Source organism: Arthrobacter sp. B055-34, assembly GCF_059090425.1.
Genome location: NZ_JBNHFQ010000002.1, coordinates 365,704 through 387,703, shown reverse-complemented (window position 1 = coordinate 387,703; position 22,000 = coordinate 365,704). Strand labels below are relative to the sequence as shown.

Genomic DNA, 22,000 nt, shown 5'->3' with positions numbered 1-22,000 from the left:
CGGTTCCTCCTAAAGGAATGATCAATCGGACGAAAGCGTGCGGGGACATAATGGTGGCCAATGACGGGTACGGGGTTTACGAAATTATCGTGGCGTTTGCCCATATAGCGTTTGTCGCGCTATTGCTGGGAAGTGCTTTGACCAACATCTTCCGGTTCCCGTGGTTTCTGTACGCGGACGAGCCCCGTCCCGCCGTCCAACATGGGGTGGGCATCGCCGAACTGCTGCTTGCCGCCGTCGTCTGCCTTCCTTATTTCTGGGGTCAAGGAAGCTCTGTGACGGCGCTGATTGCACTCGCCTACGGCCTGTCGGTGGCAGTACTGGCGCTGTGGCGCTGGAAGAAGGGGCATGCGTTCCGCCTCTCGTCGCTACTGGCACCCGCGCTCATGGCATTCGCCTTCGGGGTGCTCAAGGCCGGTGAGCTCACCGCGCTGGCCGTGGCTGGGCAGGTGTAGCCGCACCGGGGGGCGTTGGGTCTGCCGATTGTCCTTTCCGGATGTGATGGGATGGCAGCATGGCAAAAAGTGCGACGGCGGCCCCCAGGCTGGATCCGGTCCGGCTGGCGAATCTAGAAGACCTCGATGATGCGGATCTGCTCAGCGGGGACCATTGCGAGGGGCAGCGCTACACCAACGTGCAGCTGGACGGGCTGGATCTGACCGGCGTCACGTTTTTGGAGTGCGAGCTGCTCTCCGTCGCCCTGAACGGAACCCAGCTGCGCGGTGCCCGGTTTACCGACTGCCGGTTCGAGGAGCTGTACGCGCCGGTCTTTAATGCCGCCCGCTCGAGCTGGCGGGACATTGAACTGACCCGGACCAGGCTCGGCTCTGCCGAAGTCTTCGACTCGGCGCTGCAGTCCGTCCATTTCGACGGCGGCAAACTCGGCTACGTGAATCTGCGCAGCTCCAAGCTGACGGACGTGCTGATCTCGGACTGCATTATTGACGAGCTGGACCTCGCCGGTGCCCGTGGACTGCGCGTGGCGTTGCAGAACTGCCGCATCGGAACACTGGATGTGACCGACGCGGTCCTGAAAGACTTCGACCTGCGCAGCAGCGAATTCAGCATGATCCGCGGCGTGGGAGGTCTTAAGGGAGCAACAGTGGATGACTACCAGCTGAACCTGCTGGCACCGATTCTTGCCGAACAGCTCGGCATCCGCGTGGAAGGTTAGGGGAAGCTGCCGCGTGTTGCCCAGCCTTTCGATTTAATCGTTGACAATATCAATAAAAGACTGTTTCAATGGTTCGAGATGTGATCCCCGCTACGAAGGAGTTGCAGTGAATCTCGGCATTGGTTCATGGCCCGCCCGCCGCGCCAAGGTCCGCCCGGACGATGTCTGCATCGTCTTCGAAGGCCGGGAGCGGACCTATCGTGAGTTCGATCAGCGCGTCACGCGGCTGGCCAATGCCTTGGCCAGTGCCGGTGTTTCCAAAGGCGACCGGGTGGCCTACGCAGGGTTTAACCATCCTGCCTTGCTGGAAACGTTCTTCGCCGCCGGCCTCATCGGCGCGGTCTGCGTACTGATCAACCCCCGGCTCCGGAAGCCCGAGATTGACTACATCCTGCGTGACTGCGGCGCCACCGTTGTGGTCTTCGGTGAGGACCAGCGGGGCAACGCCGAGGAACTCGCCGCCGAGCTCGAGATCCGGCAGTGGCTCAGCGTCGACGGCGGTGGTCCGGGAGCTCTCTTCGAGGACTTCCTGGCCGCCGGAAGCGGAGAACCCGTCCAGATCGACGTCGATCTCGAGGCCCTCGCCCTGATCATGTACACCTCAGGAACCACCGGCCGCCCTAAGGGGGCGATGCTGACGCACAACAATCTGTTCTACCAGTACGTCAACGCCCTGATCGGCCAGGACCTCCGGCAGGACGAGGTCCACCTTGCCGCCGCCCCGCTGTTCCACATCGCCGGGCTGAACATGATGACCCTGCCCACGTTCACGCTGGGCGGGCGCATCATCATCCACCGGACGTTCAAGGCCGCGGCCGTGCTGGCCGAGATGGAACAGTCCCGGGTGACATCGTCGTTCCTGGTTCCGGCCATGCTCGATGCCCTGAGCAGCGATCCGGCATTTCCGACCGCGGACCTCTCCACCGTGCGCGGGTTCATGGTGGGCGGCTCGCCGCTGCCAGAGCGGACCATCCGGACCTGGCAGGACAAGAAGGTCGCCATCATGCAGGGCTTCGGGATGACTGAAACCGGCCCCGGCGTCTGCATGCTTGAATCCCGCGACGGCTTGGCCAAGGCGGGATCTGCAGGCCGTGCCCACTTCTTTACTGAGAACCAGGTGGTGGACCTCGACGGCAGGCCCGTCCCGCCCGGGGTTCCCGGTGAGGTCATCGTCCAGGGTCCCAACGTCATGGCCGGCTACTGGAACAAGCCCGAGGAGACCGCCAAGGCCCTCGACGGCGGCTGGTACCACTCCGGCGACATCGCCGTAGTCGACGAGGACGGCTACATGTACATCAAGGACCGGATCAAGGACATGTACATCTCCGGCGGCGAGAACGTCTACCCCGCCGAGGTGGAGAACGCCCTGCTCAGCGTCCCCGGCGTGCAGGAGGCAGCCGTTATCGGCGTGCCGGACGATAAGTGGGGCGAGACCGGACGGGCCTTCGTTGTCCTCGCGCCCGATACCCAGGTGACCAGCGAAGCGATGCGCGAAGAGCTCAAGCAGCGCCTGGCCACCTATAAGGTGCCCCGCGACATCGTGCTGGTCGACGAACTGCCCCGCAACGCCACCGGGAAGATCCAGAAGCACGCGCTTCGCGCCAATGCCTGATGCCGGCTAGTTACTAGAGCCAGCGGGGCGCCGTCGGGCTTTGCTGTTTGCTGGAGGTGATGCCTTTGGTGGAGCGGCCGGCAGCGAAGGCGGTGACGTCGGCGAGGGGGCCGGTAATGACTTCGGGATTGTCGGAGTCGAGATCGCCGAATTCGAGCACGGTTGAGTTATCGGAGACTTTGAGGAGCAGGCCTTTGCCGTCGCCGCGGCTTTGCCAGGCTCCGGTGATCTCTTGGAGCAGGCGTTTGAGGACGTTGTCGGGGAGCTGGTCGAAGGCAGCACCATTGTCCAGATCGACGGCGTGGATCCAGGTTTCGCGGGTGCGCATCCACACGGTTTCCGCGGCGGGGACGGTCCGGCCCTGGGCGGTTTTGACCTGGTGTTTCCAGGCGTCCGGCGGAGTGTCGCGCCAGGCGGCGTCGAGCTGCGTGGCGGAGTCCTGATAGAGGTCCCGCAGTTCCTTGGCAGCCAGGGCGGCGCCGTGCTCGATTTCCGCGTTGCGTGCGTCCCAGGAGGAATACATGGGAGTTTCGGTGCCGGTGTTGGCCCACTTCATCAGGCGGGCGATCGCACGGGCGTTGTAGCTTACGTGTGCAATGACGTGGGCGCGGGTCCAGTTCGGCAGCAGCGAGGGCGCCTGGAACGCGTCGTCGGGCAGTTCGTTGAGCTTGCGGCCGAAAAACTCGGTCCCGCGGCGCGCGGTCAGCAGCGCTTCCTGCAGAGCGGGGTCGGTGGCCAAGTCATGACTCGCTGCCATTGGTGCTCCTTGCCGAGAGGCGTTTAGATTCAACGGTACCCACGACCCTACCCGGCGAACGCCGATCCCAGGTCGGCTTCGAGCGCCTGGCGGGTCTTGAACACTTCCTGGACCAGGCCGGCGTCGAACTGCTTGCGGAAGCGCGTTGTCGGAATGGCCACGCTTATGGCGCCGACCACTACTCCGGCGGCGTCATGGATGGCTGCGCCGAGGGCGCTGACGCCTTCCTCGGTTCCTTCGAAGTTGGCGGCGAAGCCATTGGCACGGATGGCGTCGAGTTCCTGCAGGAAGGCGGGGTAGTCGGCGGCGGGAATGGCGGCGCCGCTGATATCCGCATTGTTGGTACGGAACAACTGCTCCAGCACTTCCCGGTCCAGTTCCGCCAGGATGGCCTTGCCTCCCGAGGCGGAATTCGCGGGCAGCACCGTTCCCTGCCGGTCGCCGATCCGCAGGATGTTCGAGCCCTCAACGGTGCTGAGGAAGCGTACCTGCGTGCCGACGCGGATCATCAGGTTGACGGTCTCGTTCAGCCGGGCTGCCAGCAGTTCCAGATGAGGCTGGGCGATGCTGCGCAGCTGCGTCGTCCAGCCGATGCCGGCGGGTCCCACTCCCAGCGAGGGCCCGGGCAGGTACCGCTTCGACTCGTCCTGGGTGGCAAAACCGCGGTAGACCAGCATGGCCAGCAGCCGGTGCGCGGTGGACGGCGCGACGTTGAGTTCGCTGGCCGCATCCTTGAGCCGCACACTCCCCAGGTCGCGCAGCAACTGGAGCAGCTGCAGGGCATTATCGACGGCGTCGATGGAGTAGGTCGGCTTCTTCCGCTGCGCCTTCGAATTCTGCATACCGGAATTCTATTGTGGTTAGGGCACCTCGCCGTGGGGGTAGTCGTCGTCTTCGTCCGGGTTGATGGACAGTGCCTGCTCCTGCACGTCGGCATCATTGGCTTCCCAGGATGCGGGGCGTTCCAGCGGAGCGGCGTCGGTATCCGAGTCATCCTGCAGGGGCTCGTTCTGCCACTGCACGTCGGCTGCGTCCGCTTCCTTCGGGTCGTGCAAGCCGCCATTGTCGGTAGTCATCTTGAACCTCCTGGTTGAGTTGCGTACGGCTGAGTCGCCGGTGGCGGGGACGGGCGGCACCCGGTCTACCCGCCGGCGACGGACTGGATGATCAGCAGCTCCTGTCCGGGATCGATGCGGGTGGCGGGGCCGTCCAGCCCGCGGATGTCTTCACCGTCCACATAGAGGTTCACATACCGGCGGACGGCGCCCAGCTCGTTCCGCACCCGCCGGTCGAACACGGGATATTCCGCGGCCAGCCGGTCCAGCACCTGGGCCACGGTTGCCCCGTCCTCTACCGGCACGCGCAGTTCGCGCTGGTCGCCGGCCACCTTGGCCAGGAGACTGGGGACGACGACGGTGACCGCCAGGGTGGTCTCCTTCATTGGCTACCGGCCGCCGTCGTTGGTTGTGGCGGCGCGGACGCAAAGCACGTCCGGCAGGTGCGAGGCCACTTCGACGAAGACCTCGCCCTCATCGGCGCTCGCGTAGACGGAGCCGCCGCGGGTACCGAAGTAGACGCCGGCCGGATCTGAACCGTCCACGGCGGCTGCGTCGCGCAGCACAACGTTGAACTCGTTGTCCGGCAAGCCGGTGTGCAGCCGGGTCCAGGAGTTACCGCCGTCGCTGGTCCGATGGACCGCGAGCTGGCCGTCCGGCGGAATGCGTTCGCCGTCGGCCTTGATCGGAATGACCCAGGCGGTGCCGGACTTCCGCGGATGTGTGAGCATGGCGAAACCGAAGTCCGTGGGCAAGCCATCGGCTATGGAAACCCAGGTGTCCGCGTTGTCGTCCGAGCGGTAGACGCCGTGGTGGTTCTGCGCGAACAGCGTGGTGGGCACCTCGGGATCCCGCGCGATTTTGTGCACGCACTGGCCGACTTCCGGATTGGGGTCGGGCATGAAGTAGGCGCTGATGCCGTGGTTGCGCGCGGTCCAGCTGGTCCCGCCGTCCGTGGTCCGGTAGACGCCGCCGGTGCTCATGGCGACATGGACGGTGTTTTCGTCCGCGGGACTGGGCAAGACGGAGTGCGCAGCGGCCCCGCCGTAGCCGGCGCCCCACTGGTCCTTGTCCGGATGCGCCCAGAGGCTGCGGTTGAGCTCGAAGTGCTCGCCGCCGTCGATGGATTTCCAGACCGAGATCGGTTCGCAGCCGGCCCAGACGACGCCGGGGCGGTCCTCGGCATCGGGATAAAGCTGCCAGATCCGCTCCAGCGCGGCGCCGTCCTCTTCGGCGAAGCGGATGGCGCCGTTTTCGGGCTCGGTCCAGGTTCCGCCCAGATCGTCCGAGTGGAAGACCGTGGGACCCCAGTGCTCGGAGCGGGCGCCGACGAGCAGCCGGGTGCGCCCCCCGCGCTGGTCGATCCCGATGCTCGGTATCTCATTCATCAAAAAGTGCGGTTCGGACAGCGACCAGTTGACCCGGTCTGTGCTGGTTGCCAGCCACAGGCCTTTTTTCGTACCGATCGCGAGAACTGTTGTACCGGCGGTAGCCATGCACACTATTCGACCACCGCGGGCGTAACGCCGCAATGCTTTTGAGGTGAACGGTTGCGCGGCAGGGCAGAATAGGGGCGGATACTCGAGGGAACCAGGAGAAATGAGCGAACCAGCAGCAGAACAGCACAGCTCGCGGCTGTGGTTATGGGTCCTGATCGGCGCGGCCGTACTGACGCAGACGGCGCTGAACCTGGCCCGGCCGGTGATCTCCTACAAACTGCTGGCGCTTGGCGGCGATGCCGCCGTGATCGGTGTTGTCACCGCCGTCTACGCCATCCTGCCCGTGGTCGCAGCACTCTGGCTGGGCCGGGTCAGCGACCGGGTGCAGTCGCTGCGCGGCATGGTGGTGCTCGGAGCCGTCCTGCTTTCCGTGGCGGCGCTGCTGCTGGCGGCGGCAGGAGACTTCCTCTGGATCGGCGTGGCCAGCGCGCTGCTGGGCATGGGCCATCTGGTCTTCACCATCGCCGGCCAATCGGCCATTGCGCGGTATGCCCCGCTAAGCCAGCTGGACAGCGGGTTCGGCTGGTTCACCGCGGCCTTTTCCCTGGGCCAGTTAATCGGGCCGCTGCTGGCCGGGCTGCTGTTGGGCAGCGGGCTGGAAACTACCGGCGATGCACGAATGGCCTCGGTGAACACCGCCCTGCTGCTGGCCGCCGGCATCGCGCTGGCAGGCGCCCCGGCCATGCTGGTGAAATCACGCACCGGCGGCCGGGCGGGACAGCAAACGGGGGCAAAGGCGCTGCCGAGGGAAGGCGCCCTGGTCATTCTGCGCACCCCCGGCGTCGCCTGGAACATGGCGGCTTCGCTGGCCCTGCTCTCCGCCATCGACATTCTGGTGGCCTTCCTGCCGCTGGTGGCGGAGGAGCATGGCGTGGCCCCGGTCTGGGTGGGCATCCTCCTGGCCGTGCGCGCGGGGGCCTCGATCATTTCCCGTGTCATCCTGGCCCAGCTCATCCAAAGGTGGACACGCTACCAGCTGCTGATCGCCAGCCTGGTGGGCTCCGGCGCGGCCATCGCCGTCGCGCCGTTCTTCCTCGACGCGCTCTGGGTAGCGGGAATCGCCCTGTTTGTCGGCGGCTTCCTGCTGGGCCTGGGCCAGCCGCTGACCATGAGCCTGATTACCCAAGCCGTTTCCCCGCAGTCCCGCGGCGCCGCCCTGGCCATCAGGCTGCTCGGCAACCGCATCGGCCAGGTGGTCATCCCGCTGGCCGGCGGCCTGGTCGCCGCCCCGCTGGGGCCCGCCGCTGCCATCTGGCTGGTCTGCGGGCTGCTGGGGCTGGCTGCCGTCGCCAAATCAACGAGCAAGAGCTGACGCGCCTACACCTGCTGCCGCGCGGCTAACTGCTCTCCGGCGTCGGCAATGTCGCCCACCCGGTGTACGCGCAGGGAGTTGGTGGACCCGGCCTGCCCCGGGGGCGAGCCGGCGGCGATGACCACCAGGTCGTCGATGTCCGCCAGGTTCTGCTCGTAGAGCACCCGGTCCACCTGGGCCGTCATGTGGTCGGTGTGCTCGGCGAAGTCGACCAGCCGCGGCTGGATGCCCCACATCAGCGCCATCACGTTCAGGGTCGACTGCACCGGCGTGAAGGCAAACAGGGGCTTGTTCGGACGGAGCCGGGACAACCGGCGGGCCGAATCGCCGGACTGGGTGAAAACACAGATGCACCTGGCGTCGAGCTGGTCCGCAATCTCCACCGCCGCACGGGTGATGGCACCGCCACGGGTTTTTGGTTTGCTGCCCAGCGGCGGAACGCGCTCCAGCCCGTGCTGCTCGGTGGACTCGATGATACGCGCCATGGTTTGCACGGTCTCCACCGGATACTTCCCCACGCTGGTCTCGCCGGAGAGCATCACTGCATCCGCGCCGTCGAGCACGGCATTCGCGCAGTCCGACGCCTCGGCCCGGGTGGGCCGCGGATTTTCGATCATGGATTCCAGCACCTGCGTCGCCACAATCACCGGTTTCGCCGAACGCCGCGCCAGTTCGATGGCGTTCTTCTGCACGACGGGCACGTCTTCGAGCGGCAGCTCCACGCCCAGGTCCCCGCGGGCAACCATGATCGCGTCAAAGGCCGCGACGATTTCGGCCAGCGCCTCCACGGCCTGCGGCTTCTCGATCTTGGCGATGACGGGGGTGCGGCGTCCCTCTTCGGCCATGATCTCGTGCACGCGCCGGATGTCCGCGGCGTTGCGCACAAAGGACAGGGCGACCATGTCGACGCCGGTCCGCAGCGCCCAGCGCAGGTCGGCCTCATCCTTGTCGCTCAGGGCCGGGACGTTGACCGCGACCCCCGGGAGGTTGATGCCCTTGTTGTTGGAGACGGCGCCGGGCACCGTGACCTCCGTGATCACACGGGTGTCATCCACCGCGACGGCGCGCAGGGCAACCTTCCCGTCGTCGATCAGCAGTGTATCGCCCACGGTGACGTCCTGCGGCAGGCCTTTGTGCGTCGTCGAGCAGATTTCCGCGGTGCCGGCCACGTCCTCGGTGGTGATGGTGAACGTGTCTCCGACACGGAGATCGTGCGGGCCGGCGGCGAACCTGCCCAGCCGGATCTTCGGCCCCTGCAGATCGGCGAAGATGGCGATCGGCTGGTCCAGCTCGGCCGCGGCCTTGCGGATGTTGTTGTACGTCTCCTCATGCACCACGTGCTCGCCGTGGCTCATGTTCAAACGTGCGACGTCGACTCCCGCCCTCAGGAGCGCCACCGTACTTTCGTAGGTGGCAACGGAAGGGCCGAACGTGGCAATGATCTTTGCCTGTCTCATGGTGTCTCCTCTAGCCCCGGCCGATGTACGGCATTCCGGAAGCGGTAATGGTGAGCTGGTTGATGTTCGCCTGGGCCGGCAGCGTGGCCATGAGGACCACAGCCCGGGCGGCTTCTTCGACGTCGAATGTCGGCTCGACGCGTCTGCTGCCGTCCGGCTGCAGGGCGCCGTCGCTGATGCCCGCGCCGTGCAGGAGGCCGGTCGAGGTGTTGCCGATATCGATCTGGCCGCAGCTGATGCCGTACGGCCTGCCGTCGAGTTCGATGGACTTCGTCAGCCCGGTCAAGGCGTGCTTGGTCGCCGCGTACGCCACCGAGCGCGGCCGCGGCGTGTGCGCGGAAATGGAGCCATTGTTGATGATCCTGCCACCTTGCGGCTGCTGGACCTTCATCTGCCGGAACGCCGCCGCGGCACACAACATGGCACCGGTAAGGTTCACCGCCACCGTGTCGTTCCAGTCCGCCAGGCTGATCTCGTCGATGCCGGCCGCCGGGCCGAAGGTGCCGGCATTGTTGAAGAGCAAGTCGACGCGGCCCCAGCGCTCACGCACCGTATTGAAGAGTCGGTCGACGGCTTCCGGATCCGTGATGTCGGTCGGAACCACCAGTGCCGCCGGGTTGTCCTCGGCGGTCTCCGCGAGCAGTTCCGGGCGCCGACCGGCCAGCGCAACGGAACAGCCGGCCGCGAGCAGCTGACGCGCCACGGCGCGGCCAATGCCGGATCCGGCGCCGGTAACGACGGCGGTGCCCACCAAGGGCGCCGAAGCTTGGGATGTCATCTGCTCTCCTTACAGGGCGTGTTCGTCATAACGTTGACAGGGAACGCACCAACATCGTTCACTGTATCTTACATAACGGAATAAACATTCCGTCCTGTGGAAATAAAAATGAGACGGCAGGAGAACTCTGTCCTCAATGGAGAGGTAGCACATGACTGTTATTGATGAGACGCCGACTATCCTGAGCGCGCTCGCCGACCAGTTCCCGGACCGCGATCCGGAAGAGACCGCGGAATGGTCCGAATCGCTGGACCAGCTGATCAGCACGCAAGGCACCGCCCGCGCCCAGTTCATCATGCGCTCGCTCCTGCAGCGGGCAGGAGCCCAGAGCGTCGGCGTGCCGATGGTGACCACCACGGACTACGTCAACACCATCCCGGCAGACCAGGAGCCGCACTACCCTGGCAACGAGGAAATCGAGCGCAAGTACCGCGCCTGGATGCGCTGGAATGCCGCCGTCATGGTCCACCGGGCACAGCGGCCCGACATCGGCGTCGGCGGTCATATCTCCACCTACGCCGGCGCGGCCACGCTCTACGAAGTTGGCTTCAACCACTTCTTCCGGGGCAAGGACCACCCCGGCGGCGGTGACCAGGTTTTCTTCCAGGGACATGCCTCGCCCGGCATGTACGCGCGTGCCTTCATGGAAGGCCGGCTCACCGAGGAGGACCTGGACGGTTTCCGGCAGGAGAAGTCGAAGGCCGGCCATGCGCTCTCCTCTTATCCGCACCCGCGGCTGATGCCCCACTTCTGGGAATTTCCCACCGTGTCCATGGGCATCGGGCCGATGAACGCCATCTACCAGGCGCAGTCCAACCGCTACCTGCAGAACCGCGGCATCAAAGACACGTCGGACCAGCACGTCTGGGCCTTCCTCGGCGACGGCGAAATGGACGAGCCGGAAAGCCGCGGCCTGCTCCAGCTCGCCGCCAACGAAAAGCTGGACAACCTCACGTTTGTGGTCAACTGCAACCTGCAGCGCCTGGACGGGCCGGTGCGCGGCAACGGCAAGATCATGCAGGAACTCGAGGCCTTCTTCCGCGGTGCCGGCTGGAACGTGGTGAAGGTGGTCTGGGGCCGCGAATGGGACGACCTGTTGGCCAAGGACACCGACGGCGCGCTCGTGGACATCATGAACGAGACCCCTGACGGCGACTACCAGACGTACAAGGCGGAATCGGGCGGCTTCGTCCGCGACCAATTCTTCGGCAAGACCCCGCAGACCAAGGCCATGGTCGCGGACCTGAGCGATGGCGAGATCTGGAACCTCAAGCGCGGCGGCCACGACTACCACAAGGTCTACGCTGCCTATAAGGCGGCAACCGAGTTCAAGGGCAAGCCCACGGTGGTCCTGGTCAAGACGGTCAAGGGCTACGGGCTCGGCCCGCACTTCGAGGGCCGCAACGCAACCCACCAGATGAAGAAGCTGACCCTGCAGGACCTGAAGGACTTCCGCGATTACCTGCGGATCCCCATCAGTGACGAGCAGCTCGAGGCCGATCCCTACCGCCCGCCGTACTACCACCCGGGTGCGGACGCACCGGAGATCCAGTACCTAATGGACCGGCGTGCAGCCCTCGGCGGTTCCGTGCCGGAGCGCCGCAGCAAGCACGCGGAGATCAAGCTCCCGGAGGCGAAGGCGTACGAGGTTGCCAAGCGCGGATCCGGCAAGCAGCAGGCGGCCACTACCATGGCGTTCGTGAGGCTGCTGAAGGATCTGATGCGGGACAAGGAATTCGGCAACCGTGTGGTTCCGGTGGTCCCGGATGAGTCGCGGACCTTCGGTATGGACGCGTTCTTCCCGACGGCGAAGATCTACAACCCCGGCGGCCAGAACTACCTCTCCGTGGACCGCGATCTGGTCCTGGCCTACAAGGAGTCCCCGGCCGGTCAGCTGATCCACCCGGGCATCAACGAGGCCGGCGCGGTTGCTGCCTTCACCGCCGCCGGCACTGCCTATGCCACGCACGGCGAACCGCTGGTACCGATCTACGTGTTCTACTCGATGTTTGGTTTCCAGCGCACGGGCGATTCCTTCTGGGCTGCCGCCGACCAGATGACCCGCGGCTTCATCATCGGCGCCACGGCCGGCCGGACCACGCTGACGGGGGAGGGGCTGCAGCACGCCGACGGCCATTCGCCGGTGCTCGCGGCGACCAATCCCGCCGTCGTTACCTATGATCCGGCCTTCGGCTACGAGATCGGCCACATCATGAGGGCCGGGCTGGAGCGCATGTACGGCGGCAACCACCCCGATCCGAACGTCATGTACTACCTCACCGTGTACAACGAGCCGATCGTCCAGCCGGCCGAGCCGGAAGGTTTGGACATCGACGGCGTCCTTGGCGGCATCTATAAGCTGAAGGTCGCCGAAGCCCAGGGGCCGAAGACCCAGCTGCTGGCATCCGGCGTCGCGGTTCCGTGGGCGCTGGAGGCGCAGCGCATCCTGGCCGAGGACTGGGGTGTCAGCGCGGACGTGTGGTCCGTGACCAGCTGGAACGAACTCCGCCGCGATGGCTTGGCTGCGGAACGGGAGATGTTCCTGAACCCCGGTTCCGAAGCGCGCAAACCGTTCGTCGCACAACAGCTCGAAGGTGCCGAAGGGCCGGTCGTTGCGGTCTCCGACTACATGTCGCAGGTGCCCGACCAGATCCGCCAGTACGTGCCGAACGAGTTCGCCACCCTTGGGGCTGACGGCTTCGGGTTCTCGGATACGCGGGCCGCGGCACGCCGTTTCTTCAGCATCGACGCCCACTCCGTGGTGGTCCGCGCCCTGCAGCTGCTCGCTGCGCAGGGCAAGGTGCCCGCCGGCGCCCCGGCCGAAGCCTTCCGCCGGTACCGTCTGGACGACGTCAACGCCGGGACCTCGGGCAGCGCCGGAGGCGACGCCTAAGCCCGTGAAGGGCGGTTAAAAGAGTGAGGGCGGATCCCGTAGGATCCGCCCTCACTCTTTTGGCTCTGCGAGCCCTTGCTTTAGGTGTTGCTAGCCGCGGGTGGCGCGAGCCAACCGGTTCGGCAGGCTCCGCAGCGTATTGAGCAGACCGCCCTGTCCGTGCCGGACGCGCGTCGGCGGAATGTAGAAATCCGGGTCCGAGCCGCCGGCCTCGTAGATATGGGCCGTGGCTGACTGTCCGGTCTGGGTTTCGGGGCTGGGTGTATTCATGCTGGTTCTCCAATTCCTTAGCTTCCTAAGCTCTGATTCCGAATAGCGGAAAAATAATATTGCTATATGAAAATGCTAAGGGGAGCCGGAGGGGTGGTCAAGAGGTTGAGTGCAGAAGTTTGGGGCAGGAATCCTCATGCAGGCGCTTTGGTGCCCGCTAATGTTGCTGCCGCTTCCAGGAAGGCTTCGGGATCGCTCCGGCCGTTCCTGATTCTGACAAGGATGCCAGATCGGCCGACAGAATCCTATGGGCAACGGTTTTCGCTGCGGCTTCTGAAGTAAATCGGACCGGGCCGCGGTATTGAGTTGCATGTCGCCGTCGTAATGCTTGCGGCCCCAGGGGTTGGCCGCCTCCCGCTTGAACGGGGCTACCGCCGGATGGTCCGTCGGTTGGCCCCTACGGTCCTCCGATCGACAGCGGTAGTCGGCAAAAATAAATTTCCGGTACCCTTGACACATACCCTGTGACACGGCTTACACTGTTTATGAAATAAAGATTCCACCATACAGAAACATCGAATCAAGTCGATTTATCGATGGTCAAGGGTGTTCAGCGTCTGAGGTGGATTAGATCTCTAGAAAGCTGACACCCGCAATGAATCTCGCCTCTTTTAACTCTGCCTCGGATAGCGCAGCCCTCGACGTGCTGCGCCCCTGCGTGGACATAACGCGCTGGGCCACCGAAATAATCCGGGCCCGTCCTTTCAGCAGCCGCGAAGAGCTTCTGTCGTTCGCCGAGCAGGCGGCCCAGCCTTGGACGGAAGAAGAGATCGACGGCGCCCTGGCGCACCATCCGCGCATTGGCGAAAAGGCCGCCGGCAGCAGCACCGAGGCGGATATGTCCCGCGAGGAACAATCCGGCGTCGCACAGTCCGCCGAAGTCCAGGACAGGCTCCGCTCAGGCAACCAGGCGTACGAGAAAAAGTTCGACAGGGTCTTCCTGATCCGTGCCGCCGGCCGCAGCGCCGAGGAAATTCTTAGCCAGCTTGAAAAGCGGCTGCGCAATTCGCCCGACGAGGAAATCGCCGTCGTCGCCGGCCAGTTGCGCGAAATTGCCATCCTCCGACTTGAAGGAGTCATCGAAGCATGAGCGTCAGCCATGTCACCACCCACATTCTCGACACCGGGACCGGGAGGCCTGCCTCCGGTGTCAAGGCCACACTGGAAGCCAAAACGGCAACCGGCTGGCAAGAAATCGCCACGGAGCATACGGACAATGACGGCCGTATCAAGAATCTTGGCCCCGAGGTGATCGAAGCAGGGATCTACCGGATCACGTTTGAAACCGGCCCCTACTTTGGGCAGAAGGGTACGGAAACCTTCTTCCCGTTCGTGGAACTGACCTTCGAAGTGAAGGACACAGCAGAGCACTACCACGTACCACTTCTCATCAGCCCGTTTGCATACTCAACATACCGAGGGAGCTAATCATGACCGCCACAGTGGAATCCGCCACCGGCACCCGCATCGTCCTGGGCCAGAACCAGTACGGCAAGGCCGAAGTCCGCCTGGTCAAAATCACCCGGGACACCGACCGCCACCAGATCCAGGACCTCAACGTCACCTCGCAGCTGCGCGGCGACTTCGAAGCGGCGCACACCGCCGGCGACAACGCCCACGTAGTCGCCACCGATACCCAGAAGAACACCGTCTACGCACTTGCCCGCGACGGCGTCACCACCACGGAGGAGTTCCTGCTCCGTCTTGGCAAGCACTTCACGGAGAGCTTTGACTGGGTCACCGGCGGGCGCTGGTCCGCAGAGCAGTACTTCTGGGACCGCATCAACGACCACGACCACGCCTTTTCCCGGAACAAGAGCGAAGTCCGCACCGCGGTGCTTGAGATTTCCGGCAACAAGACGACCATCGTGGCAGGCATCGAGGACCTGACCGTCCTGAAGTCCACTGGTTCTGAATTCCACGGTTTCCCGCGGGATCAATACACCACGCTGCAGGAAACCAATGACCGGATCCTCGCCACTGATGTGACCGCGCGCTGGCGCTACAACACCCTCGACGTCGATTTCGACGCCGTCTACGCCAGCGTCCGCGCTCTGCTGCTCAAGGGATTTGCGGAGACGCACTCCCTGGCACTGCAGCAGAGCATGTACGAAATGGGCCGTCTCGTCCTCGAGGCGCACCCGGAAATCGACGAGATCAAGATGTCGCTGCCGAACAAGCACCACTTCCTGGTGGACCTGAGCCCGTTCGGCCAGGACAACCCCAACGAAGTGTTCTACGCCGCGGACCGGCCGTACGGACTGATCGAAGCCACCATCCAGCGTGAGGGTTCCCCCGCCACGCATGAAGTCTGGGCCAATATCCCCGGATTCTGCTAGTCCACATGCCAGAGGCCGGGACGCACGCGCGCGTCCCGGCCTCTGCAGCCGACAAGGAGGTCAGCTGTGAATGCAGCAAAAACTACACGTAAGACTATAACCGGACAGCGGCCCGAGGACGAAAGGCTGCCGATCGGCAAGTCCTTTGCCTACGGTCTCCAGCACGTTTTGACCATGTACGGCGGCATCATTGCGGTGCCCCTGATTGTGGGTACAGCGGCCGGCATGAGCCAGGACGAAATCGCCCTGCTCATCGCCTCCTGCCTCTTCGTTGGCGGTGCGGCAACCATCCTGCAGAGCTACGGCGTCAAGTTCTTCGGATCGCAGCTGCCGCTGGTACAGGGTGTTTCCTTCGCCGGCGTTGCAACCATGACAGCCATTCTGAGCGGCGGCGGCGGCATCGAGATGGTGTTCGGCTCCGTGCTGGTCGCGTCCGTGATCGGTCTGGCCATCGCGCCGTTCTTCGCGAAGGTCATCAAGTTCTTCCCGCCGGTAGTCACCGGCGTCATCATCACCACCATCGGCCTCACGCTCATGCCGGTTGCAGCCAACTGGGCCATGGGCGGCAACTCCAAGGCGGACGACTACGGCAGCCTGGCCAACATCGGGCTCGCCGCCGGAACGCTTGCCGCGGTACTGCTGCTGAGCAAGCTCGGCAACGCGGCCATCTCCCGCCTGTCCATCCTGCTGGCCATTGTCGCCGGCACGGTCGTCGCGGCACTCCTGGGCATCGCGGACTTCTCCAACGTGGGCAACGGCGCCATCTTCGCTTTCCCGCAGCCCTTCGCCTTCGGCTGGCCGGTGTTCGACCTCGCAGCCATCATCTCGATGACGATCGTCATCCTCGTCACGATGACGGAAACGACGGCGGACATCTTGGCGGTCGGCGAAATCGCCAAGACCAAGGTTAATTCGCGGCGCATTGCGGACGGGCTGCGGGCGGACATGCTCTCCAGCGCCCTGGCGCCCGTGTTCAACTCCTTCACGCAGACTGCCTTCGCCCAGAACGTCGGGCTGGTGGCCATCACCGGCGTCAAGAGCCGCTTCGTGGTGACCGCGGGAGGCGTGATCATGCTGGTCCTGGGGCTGCTGCCGATCCTCGGCCGCGTTGTCGCAGCCGTACCGACGCCCGTCCTCGGCGGCGCAGGCATCGTCCTCTTCGGCACGGTGGCCGCCAGCGGCATCCGCACGCTGTCCAAGGTCGACTACAAAGACAACATGAACATGATCATCGTGGCCGTGTCGCTGGCCTTCGGCATGATCCCCGTGGTGTCCCCGACCTTCTACGATGAGTTCCCCACCTGGTTCGGCATCATCTTCCACTCCGGCATCAGCTCCGCCGCCATCATGGCCGTGCTGCTGAACCTGCTCTTCAACCACCTAAAGGCCGGAAACTCCGATCAGCAGTCCTCGCTGGTGGCCAGCCCGCCGCGCATGGTCCGCGAGGACGAGCTGCAGGCGCTGCAGGACGGCGACTACTACCAGGGCGGCAAGCTGATGGCCGCGGACGGCACCGAGATCCCGGTGGTCACCGCCCAGCAGTACCAGATCGTCAAGGAAAAGCTGGATAAGGGCGAGATCAACTGCCCCGAGGACATCCGCAGGATCTGCGACGGCGAGGCCGCAAAGGAACACTAGCCAACATGCCTCTGGGCCGGTCCCGCTCCGCATCCCGCGGACCGGGACCGGCCCGAAACGATCTCCTGGATCAGCAGACAGGACAACACTGAGCTGGCGGCATCGCCGTCGTTATTTGAAACGCTCGGCGCCAAGACCTGTACCTGACAAGGAGCATCATGACTGCACGTACCTGGGTGAAGAACCCGCTGGCTATTTTCACCGCCAACAATGACGACGCCGCGGGCGATTTGGTGGTCGAAGGCGGCGAAATCGTCGAACTCGTGGCGGCCGACCAGACACCGCGCGGACCCTGGACAACCGTGTTCGATGCCAGGGAGCACGTGGTGCTGCCGGGCCTGGTCAACACGCACCACCATTTCTACCAAACGCTCACGCGGGCCTGGGCGCCGGTGGTCAACGTGCCGCTGTTCCCGTGGCTCATCAACCTCTATCCGGTCTGGGCCCGCCTGACTCCGCGCTACCTGGAGCTCGCCACCAAGGCGGCGCTGGCCGAACTGCTGCTCTCCGGCTGCACAACGGCGGCGGACCACCACTACCTCTTTCCCGCCGGCATGGAGGACTCCATCGACGTCCAGGTGGAGGTGGTGCGCGAGCTGGGGATGCGTGCCATGCTCACCCGCGGCTCCATGACCCTCGGCGAGGACGACGGCGGCCTGCCGCCCCAGCGCACAGTCCAGGCTCCCGACGTGATCCTCGCCGACAGCGAAAGGCTGATCGGGCGCTACCACGAACGCGGGGCCGGCGCGCAGATCCAGATCGCACTGGCCCCTTGTTCACCGTTCTCCGTCACTCCGGAGATCATGAAAGACAGTGCCGCCCTCGCCGTGCAGCATGACGTCCGGCTGCACACGCATCTGGCGGAAACCATCGACGAAGAGGACTTCTGCCTCGAACGGTTCGGCCTGCGGCCACTCGACTATCTCGAAAGCGTGGACTGGCTGGCCCCGCGGACCTGGCTGGGCCATGGCATCCACTTCAACGATGCCGAGGTCGCGCAGCTCGGGACCGCCGGGGTCGGCGTAGCGCACTGCCCCAGCTCCAACATGCGGCTGGCTTCCGGCATCTGCCGTGCCATCGAACTGGAGGACGCCGGCGTCAACGTGGGGCTGGGCGTGGACGGATCGGCGTCGAACGACGGCTCCAACATGATTCTCGAGGCCAAGCAGGCCCTGTATCTGCAGCGGCTGCGCTACGGCGCCGAGCTCGCGACGCCCGAGCGGGCACTCGGCTGGGCCACCAAGGGCTCCGCCCGCGCACTGGGGCGTACCGATATCGGCGAGATCGCCGTCGGAAAGCAGGCCGATCTGGCGTTCTTCAAGCTGGACGAACTGCGCTTTTCGGGCAGCCACGACCCGGTCTCCGCGCTGCTGTTGTGCGGCGCGGACCGGGCCGACCGAGTCATGGTCGGCGGCCAATGGCGCGTGGTGGACGGGCAGGTCGAGGGGCTGGATCTCCAGGAACTGATCACGGACCACTCCAAAGCCGCCCGGGAGCTGGTCGCCGGCTGAGCAACTCCGCGGTGGTCAGACGTGCTGGTCCACGATGATCGGGTTGCCATCCGGGTCCAGCACTATGAAGCTCGCCGGCCCGGTCGTCTCCTTGTCTGCCTCCGCAACGAATTGTGTGCCCTGGGCTTTCAGTTGACGCTGGAGTTCGCGCACGTCGGTGTTGGAGTCGAGCTCCTGCGCGTCCTGATTCCAGCCAGGGTTGAACGTCAGCGCATTCTGCTCAAACATCCCTTGGAAGAGCCCGACGACGGCCTCACCATTCTTCAGAATCAGCCAGTTCTGCATGAGATCGCCTCCGTGTTTGCTGAAGCCGAGCTTTTCGTAGAACGCTGCCCATAGTCACAGCTGACCCTAAACCAACACCGGGATGATCCAGACCTGGGCGATCGGCGCTGCGGCACCAGAACCTTGGGAGCAGACAAAAATTGCCTCAAACGATACCTGGTGGGGGCGCACCGCTGGAAATTTCCAAGTTTTTACGGCAAGAATGGCACTTATGGAATCTTCCCGTGTCCCTTCACGCCGTTCGCTCCTGACCGTAAGTGCCGTCGCAGGAACGGCTGGCGTCCTTGCCGGCTGCTCGCCCTTCCAGAATCTTGTCGGAGATACGAGCGGCGAACCGGCGGCCGTCGGCGCCGAGGGAACGCCGGTTCGGGCGGGCAAGCTCAGCGAGGTTCCGGTCGGCGGCTCCGCCAATATGGAGGTTGAAGGAAAACCGATCCTGATCCACCGCCCCGACGAGGAAACGGTCCTCGCCTACAGCGCCGAATGCACCCACCAGGGCTGCAAGGTGGCGGCGACGGAAAGTGAGATCGCTTGTCCATGCCACAACTCGACCTTCGCGCTGACAGATGGCGCAGTTACGGGTGGGCCGGCTCCCGCACCGCTGCCCCGCTTTGCTGCGGCGATCGACGGGGATTGGATCACCGTCGTCGTTTAGCCGATAAGAGAGACCCCAAGGCTGGCGAAGACGCCGAAGGCGACGCCCCACAGGATGATCGAGACGATCTGCCACAAAATAACCGCATCCTTCGACGCTCCGAACGAGACCATGGCGGCCGAGGTGATCTGACTCGGCAGGATGGTCTGGCCCAGGAGGCTCACGCCCGCGACGCCATATTTGTCGAACTGTGCCCGCAGCTTCTGTCGGCGGGCCGAGGGCTCTTTGGGTGCCTTACCGCTGACTACCTTCGAGCGCACGCCATGGGCGCCGAGCACGAAGAGTAGCATGGAGATCACGTTGCCGACGATAGCGGCTGCGATCGCGATAACCGGATTGATGCCGGCGAATATGCCGATGACGGATCCGAAGTAGGACTCAATGAACGGAATGGCGGCTGCGAGTATCACACCTACCCACTGAAGCACTGTGGGAAGCGAGGCCGTGAAGTCCTGCAGTGCGTTGATCATAAATCTTTCCTCTCATGGTGTGGACCGCGGAGCGATGTCCCTGGGCGTCGGTCTGGAACGGGTGCTCAAGATTAATGACGAGCCTAGTTAAGACCGTCCGGCGGATGATGCGTCGAGAGGATGATCTTCGTGCACGGGTTATCCCAGACTGTGGCGGTCCGGCAGGGGAGGGATCGATCGTGATCAGCTGGCCCGAACTTGGCCCTGCTTCCGGGCGTAGGCCCGAGCTGCCCGGACCCGGTCGCCACACCGGGTGGAGCACCAGTATCGGCGCGCGTGGGTGCGCAATATGAAGCGGTCGCAGGGGCTTGCTTCGCAGCGGGCAAGCAGTCCTGCTTGATTCCCGGTCAGCAATGATGCGGCGTCCTCGGCGATTTGGGCCATCGCGTGTTCGACGAGCTGTGTGACCGGATGCTGTGGAGCCCGGTGGAGGCCCTCCTGCGGCTCATACCGCAGCAGCGGTGCGCTGGCCACCGTCGTGAGGGCTCGATTAAGGCCATCCAGAGCCTGGGGATCAGGAGCGCTGCCGTCAACCTGGGTGGTGAAGACCGCACGAAGGTTGCTCCGCAAGGCTGCCAACTGCGTCTGACAATACGCCAGCAGAGCCGTTTCATCGGGAACGAGCTGGTGGCTGATGAGCCATTCGGTGGCTTCCTCCGGGCTGCCTATTTCGTCCACACTGTGCCCGCCAGGAAGCGTGACGGTGCTGTTAGCCAGGGCGAGACTCGCATGCTGCTCGGCTCCTGGGGCGGCTGGAAGAGGGATCTTTGACATGCTTCTCATGCTATCAGCTGGGATTTTCCGTGACGTTCCGGCAGCGGGGTATCACGCTGAATTGTCGTTGCTTTCCTGGGGATTTGGGGGAACCCCTGTAAATCCAGGCGCCACTTTTTGGTGACGACGGTGATGATCGCGGTGGCGAGCATGAATTACTCCGCTAGGCGGACGTGATTGTCCCCAACTTCGGGCGATGCCGTGACTCGATATCCAGGAGTCGGAATCGATACAGCGCAGCAACACCAGCCAGAGGACCAATCAAGAGGATGAGGAATGCGTACTGCCACCCCACGAACACGGCGGTGATCGGAACGATCTGGATGGAAGCGATCGTGACGAGGAATCCGAGGGCGGTCTGTATTGTCAGGGCGGTACCGACATGCTCCGGTTCGGTCACTTCGCTCAAGAGCGTGGAGAACACTCCGGAATCAGCGATCACCGCAGCACCCCAAAGGGAACAGAAGGCGATGAGCACCGGCCAAGAGGCATCAAAGAAGGCCGCAGAGAGGATGCAACAACCACCGCTGATCGCAAGAGAGAGCCCCGCAGTCACGGCGCGACCGTGGCGATCAGCGGCCCAACCTCCAATCACGCAGCCGACTACACCGGCGACGCCGATGCAGAAAAACACGGTGCCGCTAATCGACCAACCCGAGTGGGAAGTCTGATCCTGCGAGGCCAGCATGAAAGAAGGCAGCCAGGTCCACAGTGCATAGAGTTCCCACATGTGCCCGTAATAACTTATGTTGACCAGCCGCTGGGCACGATTGCGAAGCATTCGCCGCAGGAACCCGGGATCGAGGCTCACTGAACGGCTTTCAAAAAGAGGTCCAGGGCGAACAGCCGCAGCGCACAGTATTCCTCCGGCCAAGGTTGCACCAGCAGCTACGAGCAGGACTGCCTTCCAAGAAAGTTCAAAAGCACCGATCAGGTGCGGCAACGTAGATCCCAGCGTGAGTGCGCCGATCAACAGCCCGAAGGCCAGCCCCCGTTGAGCCGGAGTTGACCAGGATGCCATTAACTTCATCCCTACCGGGTACACCCCTGCCAGAAAAACCCCGGTGGCAAACCGCAAGAGGACCGCGATGGCAAGTCCCTCGGCCCATAGCGCAAAGGCAACTGTGGCGGCGGCGGCACCGCAAGCTGACCATGCGAGTAACCAGTCTGGGCGAAGTCGGTCGGCAAGGTTGGTCAGTGCAGAAGCGGTTGCACCCAGTACAAAGCCCACCTGAGTCGACGCAGTTACCCATACTGCGGCTGCAGGGCTGATCTGCCATTCGAACTGGAGTGAGGGAACCACCGCCGAAGCCGAGAACCATACAGCTAGTGCCATTACCTGGACCCCGGCGATCAACGCCCGTTGTCTAGGTGCCCTTTTACCGAGCTGATCCGTCACTTCGCCCGCTTCACCGGGGTTCGCGGTAGCTTCGCCACTCATAGCGGCAATGCTTCCGTTATGTATGCGAAACGGCTACGAAGTTCTGGTTACCAGGTGACAAGGCAGGCTTGTAACCGCTT

Annotated in this window: 23 protein-coding genes and 1 pseudogene; 11 read left to right on the top strand and 13 right to left on the bottom strand. The window is 64.3% G+C overall.

Going from position 1 to position 22,000, the window contains the following annotated elements:
- Positions 1-50 precede the first annotated feature (50 nt).
- The 3 genes from AC5RWO_RS04985 (at position 51) to AC5RWO_RS04975 (ending at position 2,786) form a co-directional block, all read left to right on the top strand.
- The gene (locus AC5RWO_RS04985; protein ID WP_498729831.1) at positions 51-455 is read left to right on the top strand and encodes a hypothetical protein; all 405 of its coding nucleotides are present in this window, start codon (positions 51-53) and stop codon (positions 453-455) included.
- A gap of 59 nt (positions 456-514) precedes the next feature.
- Positions 515-1,174 carry a pentapeptide repeat-containing protein gene (locus tag AC5RWO_RS04980; RefSeq protein ID WP_498729829.1) on the top strand — a complete coding sequence of 220 codons (660 nt, stop codon included), beginning with the start codon at positions 515-517 and terminating at the stop codon, positions 1,172-1,174.
- A gap of 106 nt (positions 1,175-1,280) precedes the next feature.
- The gene (locus AC5RWO_RS04975; protein ID WP_498729828.1) at positions 1,281-2,786 is read left to right on the top strand and encodes an acyl-CoA synthetase; all 1,506 of its coding nucleotides are present in this window, start codon (positions 1,281-1,283) and stop codon (positions 2,784-2,786) included.
- A 13-nt stretch (positions 2,787-2,799) separates the two neighbouring features.
- Here AC5RWO_RS04975 and AC5RWO_RS04970 read toward each other — a convergent pair whose 3' ends face one another.
- From AC5RWO_RS04970 to AC5RWO_RS04950, 5 genes are all read right to left on the bottom strand, one after another.
- On the bottom strand, positions 2,800-3,543 hold the full coding sequence (locus tag AC5RWO_RS04970) for a maleylpyruvate isomerase family mycothiol-dependent enzyme (protein ID WP_498729826.1): 744 nt from the start codon (positions 3,541-3,543) through the stop codon (positions 2,800-2,802).
- A gap of 47 nt (positions 3,544-3,590) precedes the next feature.
- A complete protein-coding gene (locus tag AC5RWO_RS04965; protein ID WP_498729824.1) occupies positions 3,591-4,385 on the bottom strand; it encodes an IclR family transcriptional regulator in 795 nt (264 codons plus the stop codon).
- Positions 4,386-4,403: 18 nt separating this feature from the next.
- On the bottom strand, positions 4,404-4,619 hold the full coding sequence (locus AC5RWO_RS04960; RefSeq protein ID WP_498729822.1) for an Rv3202a family protein: 216 nt from the start codon (positions 4,617-4,619) through the stop codon (positions 4,404-4,406).
- A gap of 65 nt (positions 4,620-4,684) precedes the next feature.
- On the bottom strand, positions 4,685-4,984 hold the full coding sequence (locus tag AC5RWO_RS04955; RefSeq protein WP_498729821.1) for a MoaD/ThiS family protein: 300 nt from the start codon (positions 4,982-4,984) through the stop codon (positions 4,685-4,687).
- A gap of 3 nt (positions 4,985-4,987) precedes the next feature.
- A complete protein-coding gene (locus AC5RWO_RS04950) occupies positions 4,988-6,103 on the bottom strand; it encodes a WD40/YVTN/BNR-like repeat-containing protein (protein WP_498730097.1) in 1,116 nt (371 codons plus the stop codon).
- A 94-nt stretch (positions 6,104-6,197) separates the two neighbouring features.
- Between AC5RWO_RS04950 and AC5RWO_RS04945 the strand changes: the two genes are divergently transcribed.
- Positions 6,198-7,409, top strand: a complete 1,212-nt coding sequence (locus AC5RWO_RS04945) for an MFS transporter (protein ID WP_498729819.1) — start codon at positions 6,198-6,200, stop codon at positions 7,407-7,409.
- A gap of 5 nt (positions 7,410-7,414) precedes the next feature.
- Here AC5RWO_RS04945 and pyk read toward each other — a convergent pair whose 3' ends face one another.
- Complete coding sequence (gene pyk, locus AC5RWO_RS04940) at positions 7,415-8,866, bottom strand: pyruvate kinase (protein ID WP_498729818.1); 1,452 nt, start codon at positions 8,864-8,866, stop codon at positions 7,415-7,417.
- 10 nt (positions 8,867-8,876) lie between these two features.
- On the bottom strand, positions 8,877-9,644 hold the full coding sequence (locus AC5RWO_RS04935) for an SDR family oxidoreductase (protein ID WP_498729816.1): 768 nt from the start codon (positions 9,642-9,644) through the stop codon (positions 8,877-8,879).
- A 151-nt stretch (positions 9,645-9,795) separates the two neighbouring features.
- Between AC5RWO_RS04935 and aceE the strand changes: the two genes are divergently transcribed.
- Positions 9,796-12,537 carry a pyruvate dehydrogenase (acetyl-transferring), homodimeric type gene (gene aceE, locus AC5RWO_RS04930; RefSeq protein ID WP_498729815.1) on the top strand — a complete coding sequence of 914 codons (2,742 nt, stop codon included), beginning with the start codon at positions 9,796-9,798 and terminating at the stop codon, positions 12,535-12,537.
- A 90-nt stretch (positions 12,538-12,627) separates the two neighbouring features.
- Here aceE and AC5RWO_RS04925 read toward each other — a convergent pair whose 3' ends face one another.
- Entirely contained in the window at positions 12,628-12,807 is a 180-nt protein-coding gene (locus AC5RWO_RS04925; protein WP_498729814.1) for a hypothetical protein, read from the bottom strand.
- Positions 12,808-13,402: 595 nt separating this feature from the next.
- On the opposite strand from AC5RWO_RS04925, the gene uraD reads away from it, so the two are divergent.
- From uraD to AC5RWO_RS04900, 5 genes are all read left to right on the top strand, one after another.
- Positions 13,403-13,897, top strand: coding sequence for a 2-oxo-4-hydroxy-4-carboxy-5-ureidoimidazoline decarboxylase (gene uraD / locus AC5RWO_RS04920; protein WP_498729813.1), 495 nt, complete (start codon positions 13,403-13,405; stop codon positions 13,895-13,897).
- Positions 13,894-14,235 (top strand): hydroxyisourate hydrolase, encoded by a 342-nt coding sequence (gene uraH, locus AC5RWO_RS04915; RefSeq protein WP_498729812.1) that lies wholly within the window; start codon positions 13,894-13,896, stop codon positions 14,233-14,235. Before uraD ends, uraH begins: the two co-directional genes overlap by 4 nt.
- Positions 14,236-14,237: 2 nt before the next feature.
- Positions 14,238-15,146 carry a factor-independent urate hydroxylase gene (gene pucL, locus AC5RWO_RS04910; RefSeq protein ID WP_498729811.1) on the top strand — a complete coding sequence of 303 codons (909 nt, stop codon included), beginning with the start codon at positions 14,238-14,240 and terminating at the stop codon, positions 15,144-15,146.
- A 66-nt stretch (positions 15,147-15,212) separates the two neighbouring features.
- On the top strand, positions 15,213-16,784 hold the full coding sequence (locus AC5RWO_RS04905; RefSeq protein ID WP_498729809.1) for a nucleobase:cation symporter-2 family protein: 1,572 nt from the start codon (positions 15,213-15,215) through the stop codon (positions 16,782-16,784).
- A 158-nt stretch (positions 16,785-16,942) separates the two neighbouring features.
- Positions 16,943-18,295, top strand: a complete 1,353-nt coding sequence (locus AC5RWO_RS04900) for an 8-oxoguanine deaminase (RefSeq protein WP_498729808.1) — start codon at positions 16,943-16,945, stop codon at positions 18,293-18,295.
- A gap of 15 nt (positions 18,296-18,310) precedes the next feature.
- On the opposite strand, the pseudogene AC5RWO_RS04895 reads toward AC5RWO_RS04900, so the two are convergent.
- Positions 18,311-18,613 (bottom strand): annotated as a pseudogene (locus tag AC5RWO_RS04895) (VOC family protein); the annotation flags it as partial.
- 178 nt (positions 18,614-18,791) lie between these two features.
- Between AC5RWO_RS04895 and AC5RWO_RS04890 the strand changes: the two are divergent.
- Positions 18,792-19,235 carry a QcrA and Rieske domain-containing protein gene (locus AC5RWO_RS04890; protein WP_498729807.1) on the top strand — a complete coding sequence of 148 codons (444 nt, stop codon included), beginning with the start codon at positions 18,792-18,794 and terminating at the stop codon, positions 19,233-19,235.
- Here the strand turns inward: AC5RWO_RS04890 and AC5RWO_RS04885 are convergent.
- From AC5RWO_RS04885 to AC5RWO_RS04870, 4 genes are all read right to left on the bottom strand, one after another.
- The gene (locus AC5RWO_RS04885) at positions 19,232-19,705 is read right to left on the bottom strand and encodes a hypothetical protein (RefSeq protein ID WP_498729805.1); all 474 of its coding nucleotides are present in this window, start codon (positions 19,703-19,705) and stop codon (positions 19,232-19,234) included. The genes AC5RWO_RS04890 and AC5RWO_RS04885 overlap by 4 nt on opposite strands.
- 183 nt (positions 19,706-19,888) lie before the next feature.
- Entirely contained in the window at positions 19,889-20,479 is a 591-nt protein-coding gene (locus AC5RWO_RS04880) for a CGNR zinc finger domain-containing protein (RefSeq protein ID WP_498729804.1), read from the bottom strand.
- A gap of 5 nt (positions 20,480-20,484) precedes the next feature.
- Positions 20,485-20,631 carry a hypothetical protein gene (locus tag AC5RWO_RS04875; protein ID WP_498729802.1) on the bottom strand — a complete coding sequence of 49 codons (147 nt, stop codon included), beginning with the start codon at positions 20,629-20,631 and terminating at the stop codon, positions 20,485-20,487.
- Positions 20,632-20,642: 11 nt separating this feature from the next.
- Positions 20,643-21,920, bottom strand: coding sequence for an MFS transporter (locus AC5RWO_RS04870; RefSeq protein WP_498729801.1), 1,278 nt, complete (start codon positions 21,918-21,920; stop codon positions 20,643-20,645).
- Between the last annotated feature and the right edge of the window lie 80 nt (positions 21,921-22,000).

Bases quoted from the DNA above. Each gene is read 5' to 3' on its own strand.
- aceE (WP_498729815.1), top strand. From the start codon at position 9,796: ATGACTGTTATTGATGAGACGCCGACTATCCTGAGCGCGCTCGCCGAC.
- uraH (WP_498729812.1), top strand. From the start codon at position 13,894: ATGAGCGTCAGCCATGTCACCACCCACATTCTCGACACCGGGACCGGG.
- uraD (WP_498729813.1), top strand. From the start codon at position 13,403: ATGAATCTCGCCTCTTTTAACTCTGCCTCGGATAGCGCAGCCCTCGAC.
- AC5RWO_RS04885 (WP_498729805.1), bottom strand. From the start codon at position 19,705: ATGATCAACGCACTGCAGGACTTCACGGCCTCGCTTCCCACAGTGCTT.
- AC5RWO_RS04955 (WP_498729821.1), bottom strand. From the start codon at position 4,984: ATGAAGGAGACCACCCTGGCGGTCACCGTCGTCGTCCCCAGTCTCCTG.
- AC5RWO_RS04960 (WP_498729822.1), bottom strand. From the start codon at position 4,619: ATGACTACCGACAATGGCGGCTTGCACGACCCGAAGGAAGCGGACGCA.
- pucL (WP_498729811.1), top strand. From the start codon at position 14,238: ATGACCGCCACAGTGGAATCCGCCACCGGCACCCGCATCGTCCTGGGC.
- AC5RWO_RS04925 (WP_498729814.1), bottom strand. From the start codon at position 12,807: ATGAATACACCCAGCCCCGAAACCCAGACCGGACAGTCAGCCACGGCC.
- AC5RWO_RS04980 (WP_498729829.1), top strand. From the start codon at position 515: ATGGCAAAAAGTGCGACGGCGGCCCCCAGGCTGGATCCGGTCCGGCTG.
- AC5RWO_RS04945 (WP_498729819.1), top strand. From the start codon at position 6,198: ATGAGCGAACCAGCAGCAGAACAGCACAGCTCGCGGCTGTGGTTATGG.
- AC5RWO_RS04985 (WP_498729831.1), top strand. From the start codon at position 51: ATGGTGGCCAATGACGGGTACGGGGTTTACGAAATTATCGTGGCGTTT.
- AC5RWO_RS04935 (WP_498729816.1), bottom strand. From the start codon at position 9,644: ATGACATCCCAAGCTTCGGCGCCCTTGGTGGGCACCGCCGTCGTTACC.
- AC5RWO_RS04970 (WP_498729826.1), bottom strand. From the start codon at position 3,543: ATGGCAGCGAGTCATGACTTGGCCACCGACCCCGCTCTGCAGGAAGCG.
- AC5RWO_RS04875 (WP_498729802.1), bottom strand. From the start codon at position 20,631: ATGCTCGCCACCGCGATCATCACCGTCGTCACCAAAAAGTGGCGCCTG.
- AC5RWO_RS04965 (WP_498729824.1), bottom strand. From the start codon at position 4,385: ATGCAGAATTCGAAGGCGCAGCGGAAGAAGCCGACCTACTCCATCGAC.
- AC5RWO_RS04890 (WP_498729807.1), top strand. From the start codon at position 18,792: ATGGAATCTTCCCGTGTCCCTTCACGCCGTTCGCTCCTGACCGTAAGT.
- pyk (WP_498729818.1), bottom strand. From the start codon at position 8,866: ATGAGACAGGCAAAGATCATTGCCACGTTCGGCCCTTCCGTTGCCACC.
- AC5RWO_RS04870 (WP_498729801.1), bottom strand. From the start codon at position 21,920: ATGAGTGGCGAAGCTACCGCGAACCCCGGTGAAGCGGGCGAAGTGACG.
- AC5RWO_RS04880 (WP_498729804.1), bottom strand. From the start codon at position 20,479: ATGTCAAAGATCCCTCTTCCAGCCGCCCCAGGAGCCGAGCAGCATGCG.
- AC5RWO_RS04900 (WP_498729808.1), top strand. From the start codon at position 16,943: ATGACTGCACGTACCTGGGTGAAGAACCCGCTGGCTATTTTCACCGCC.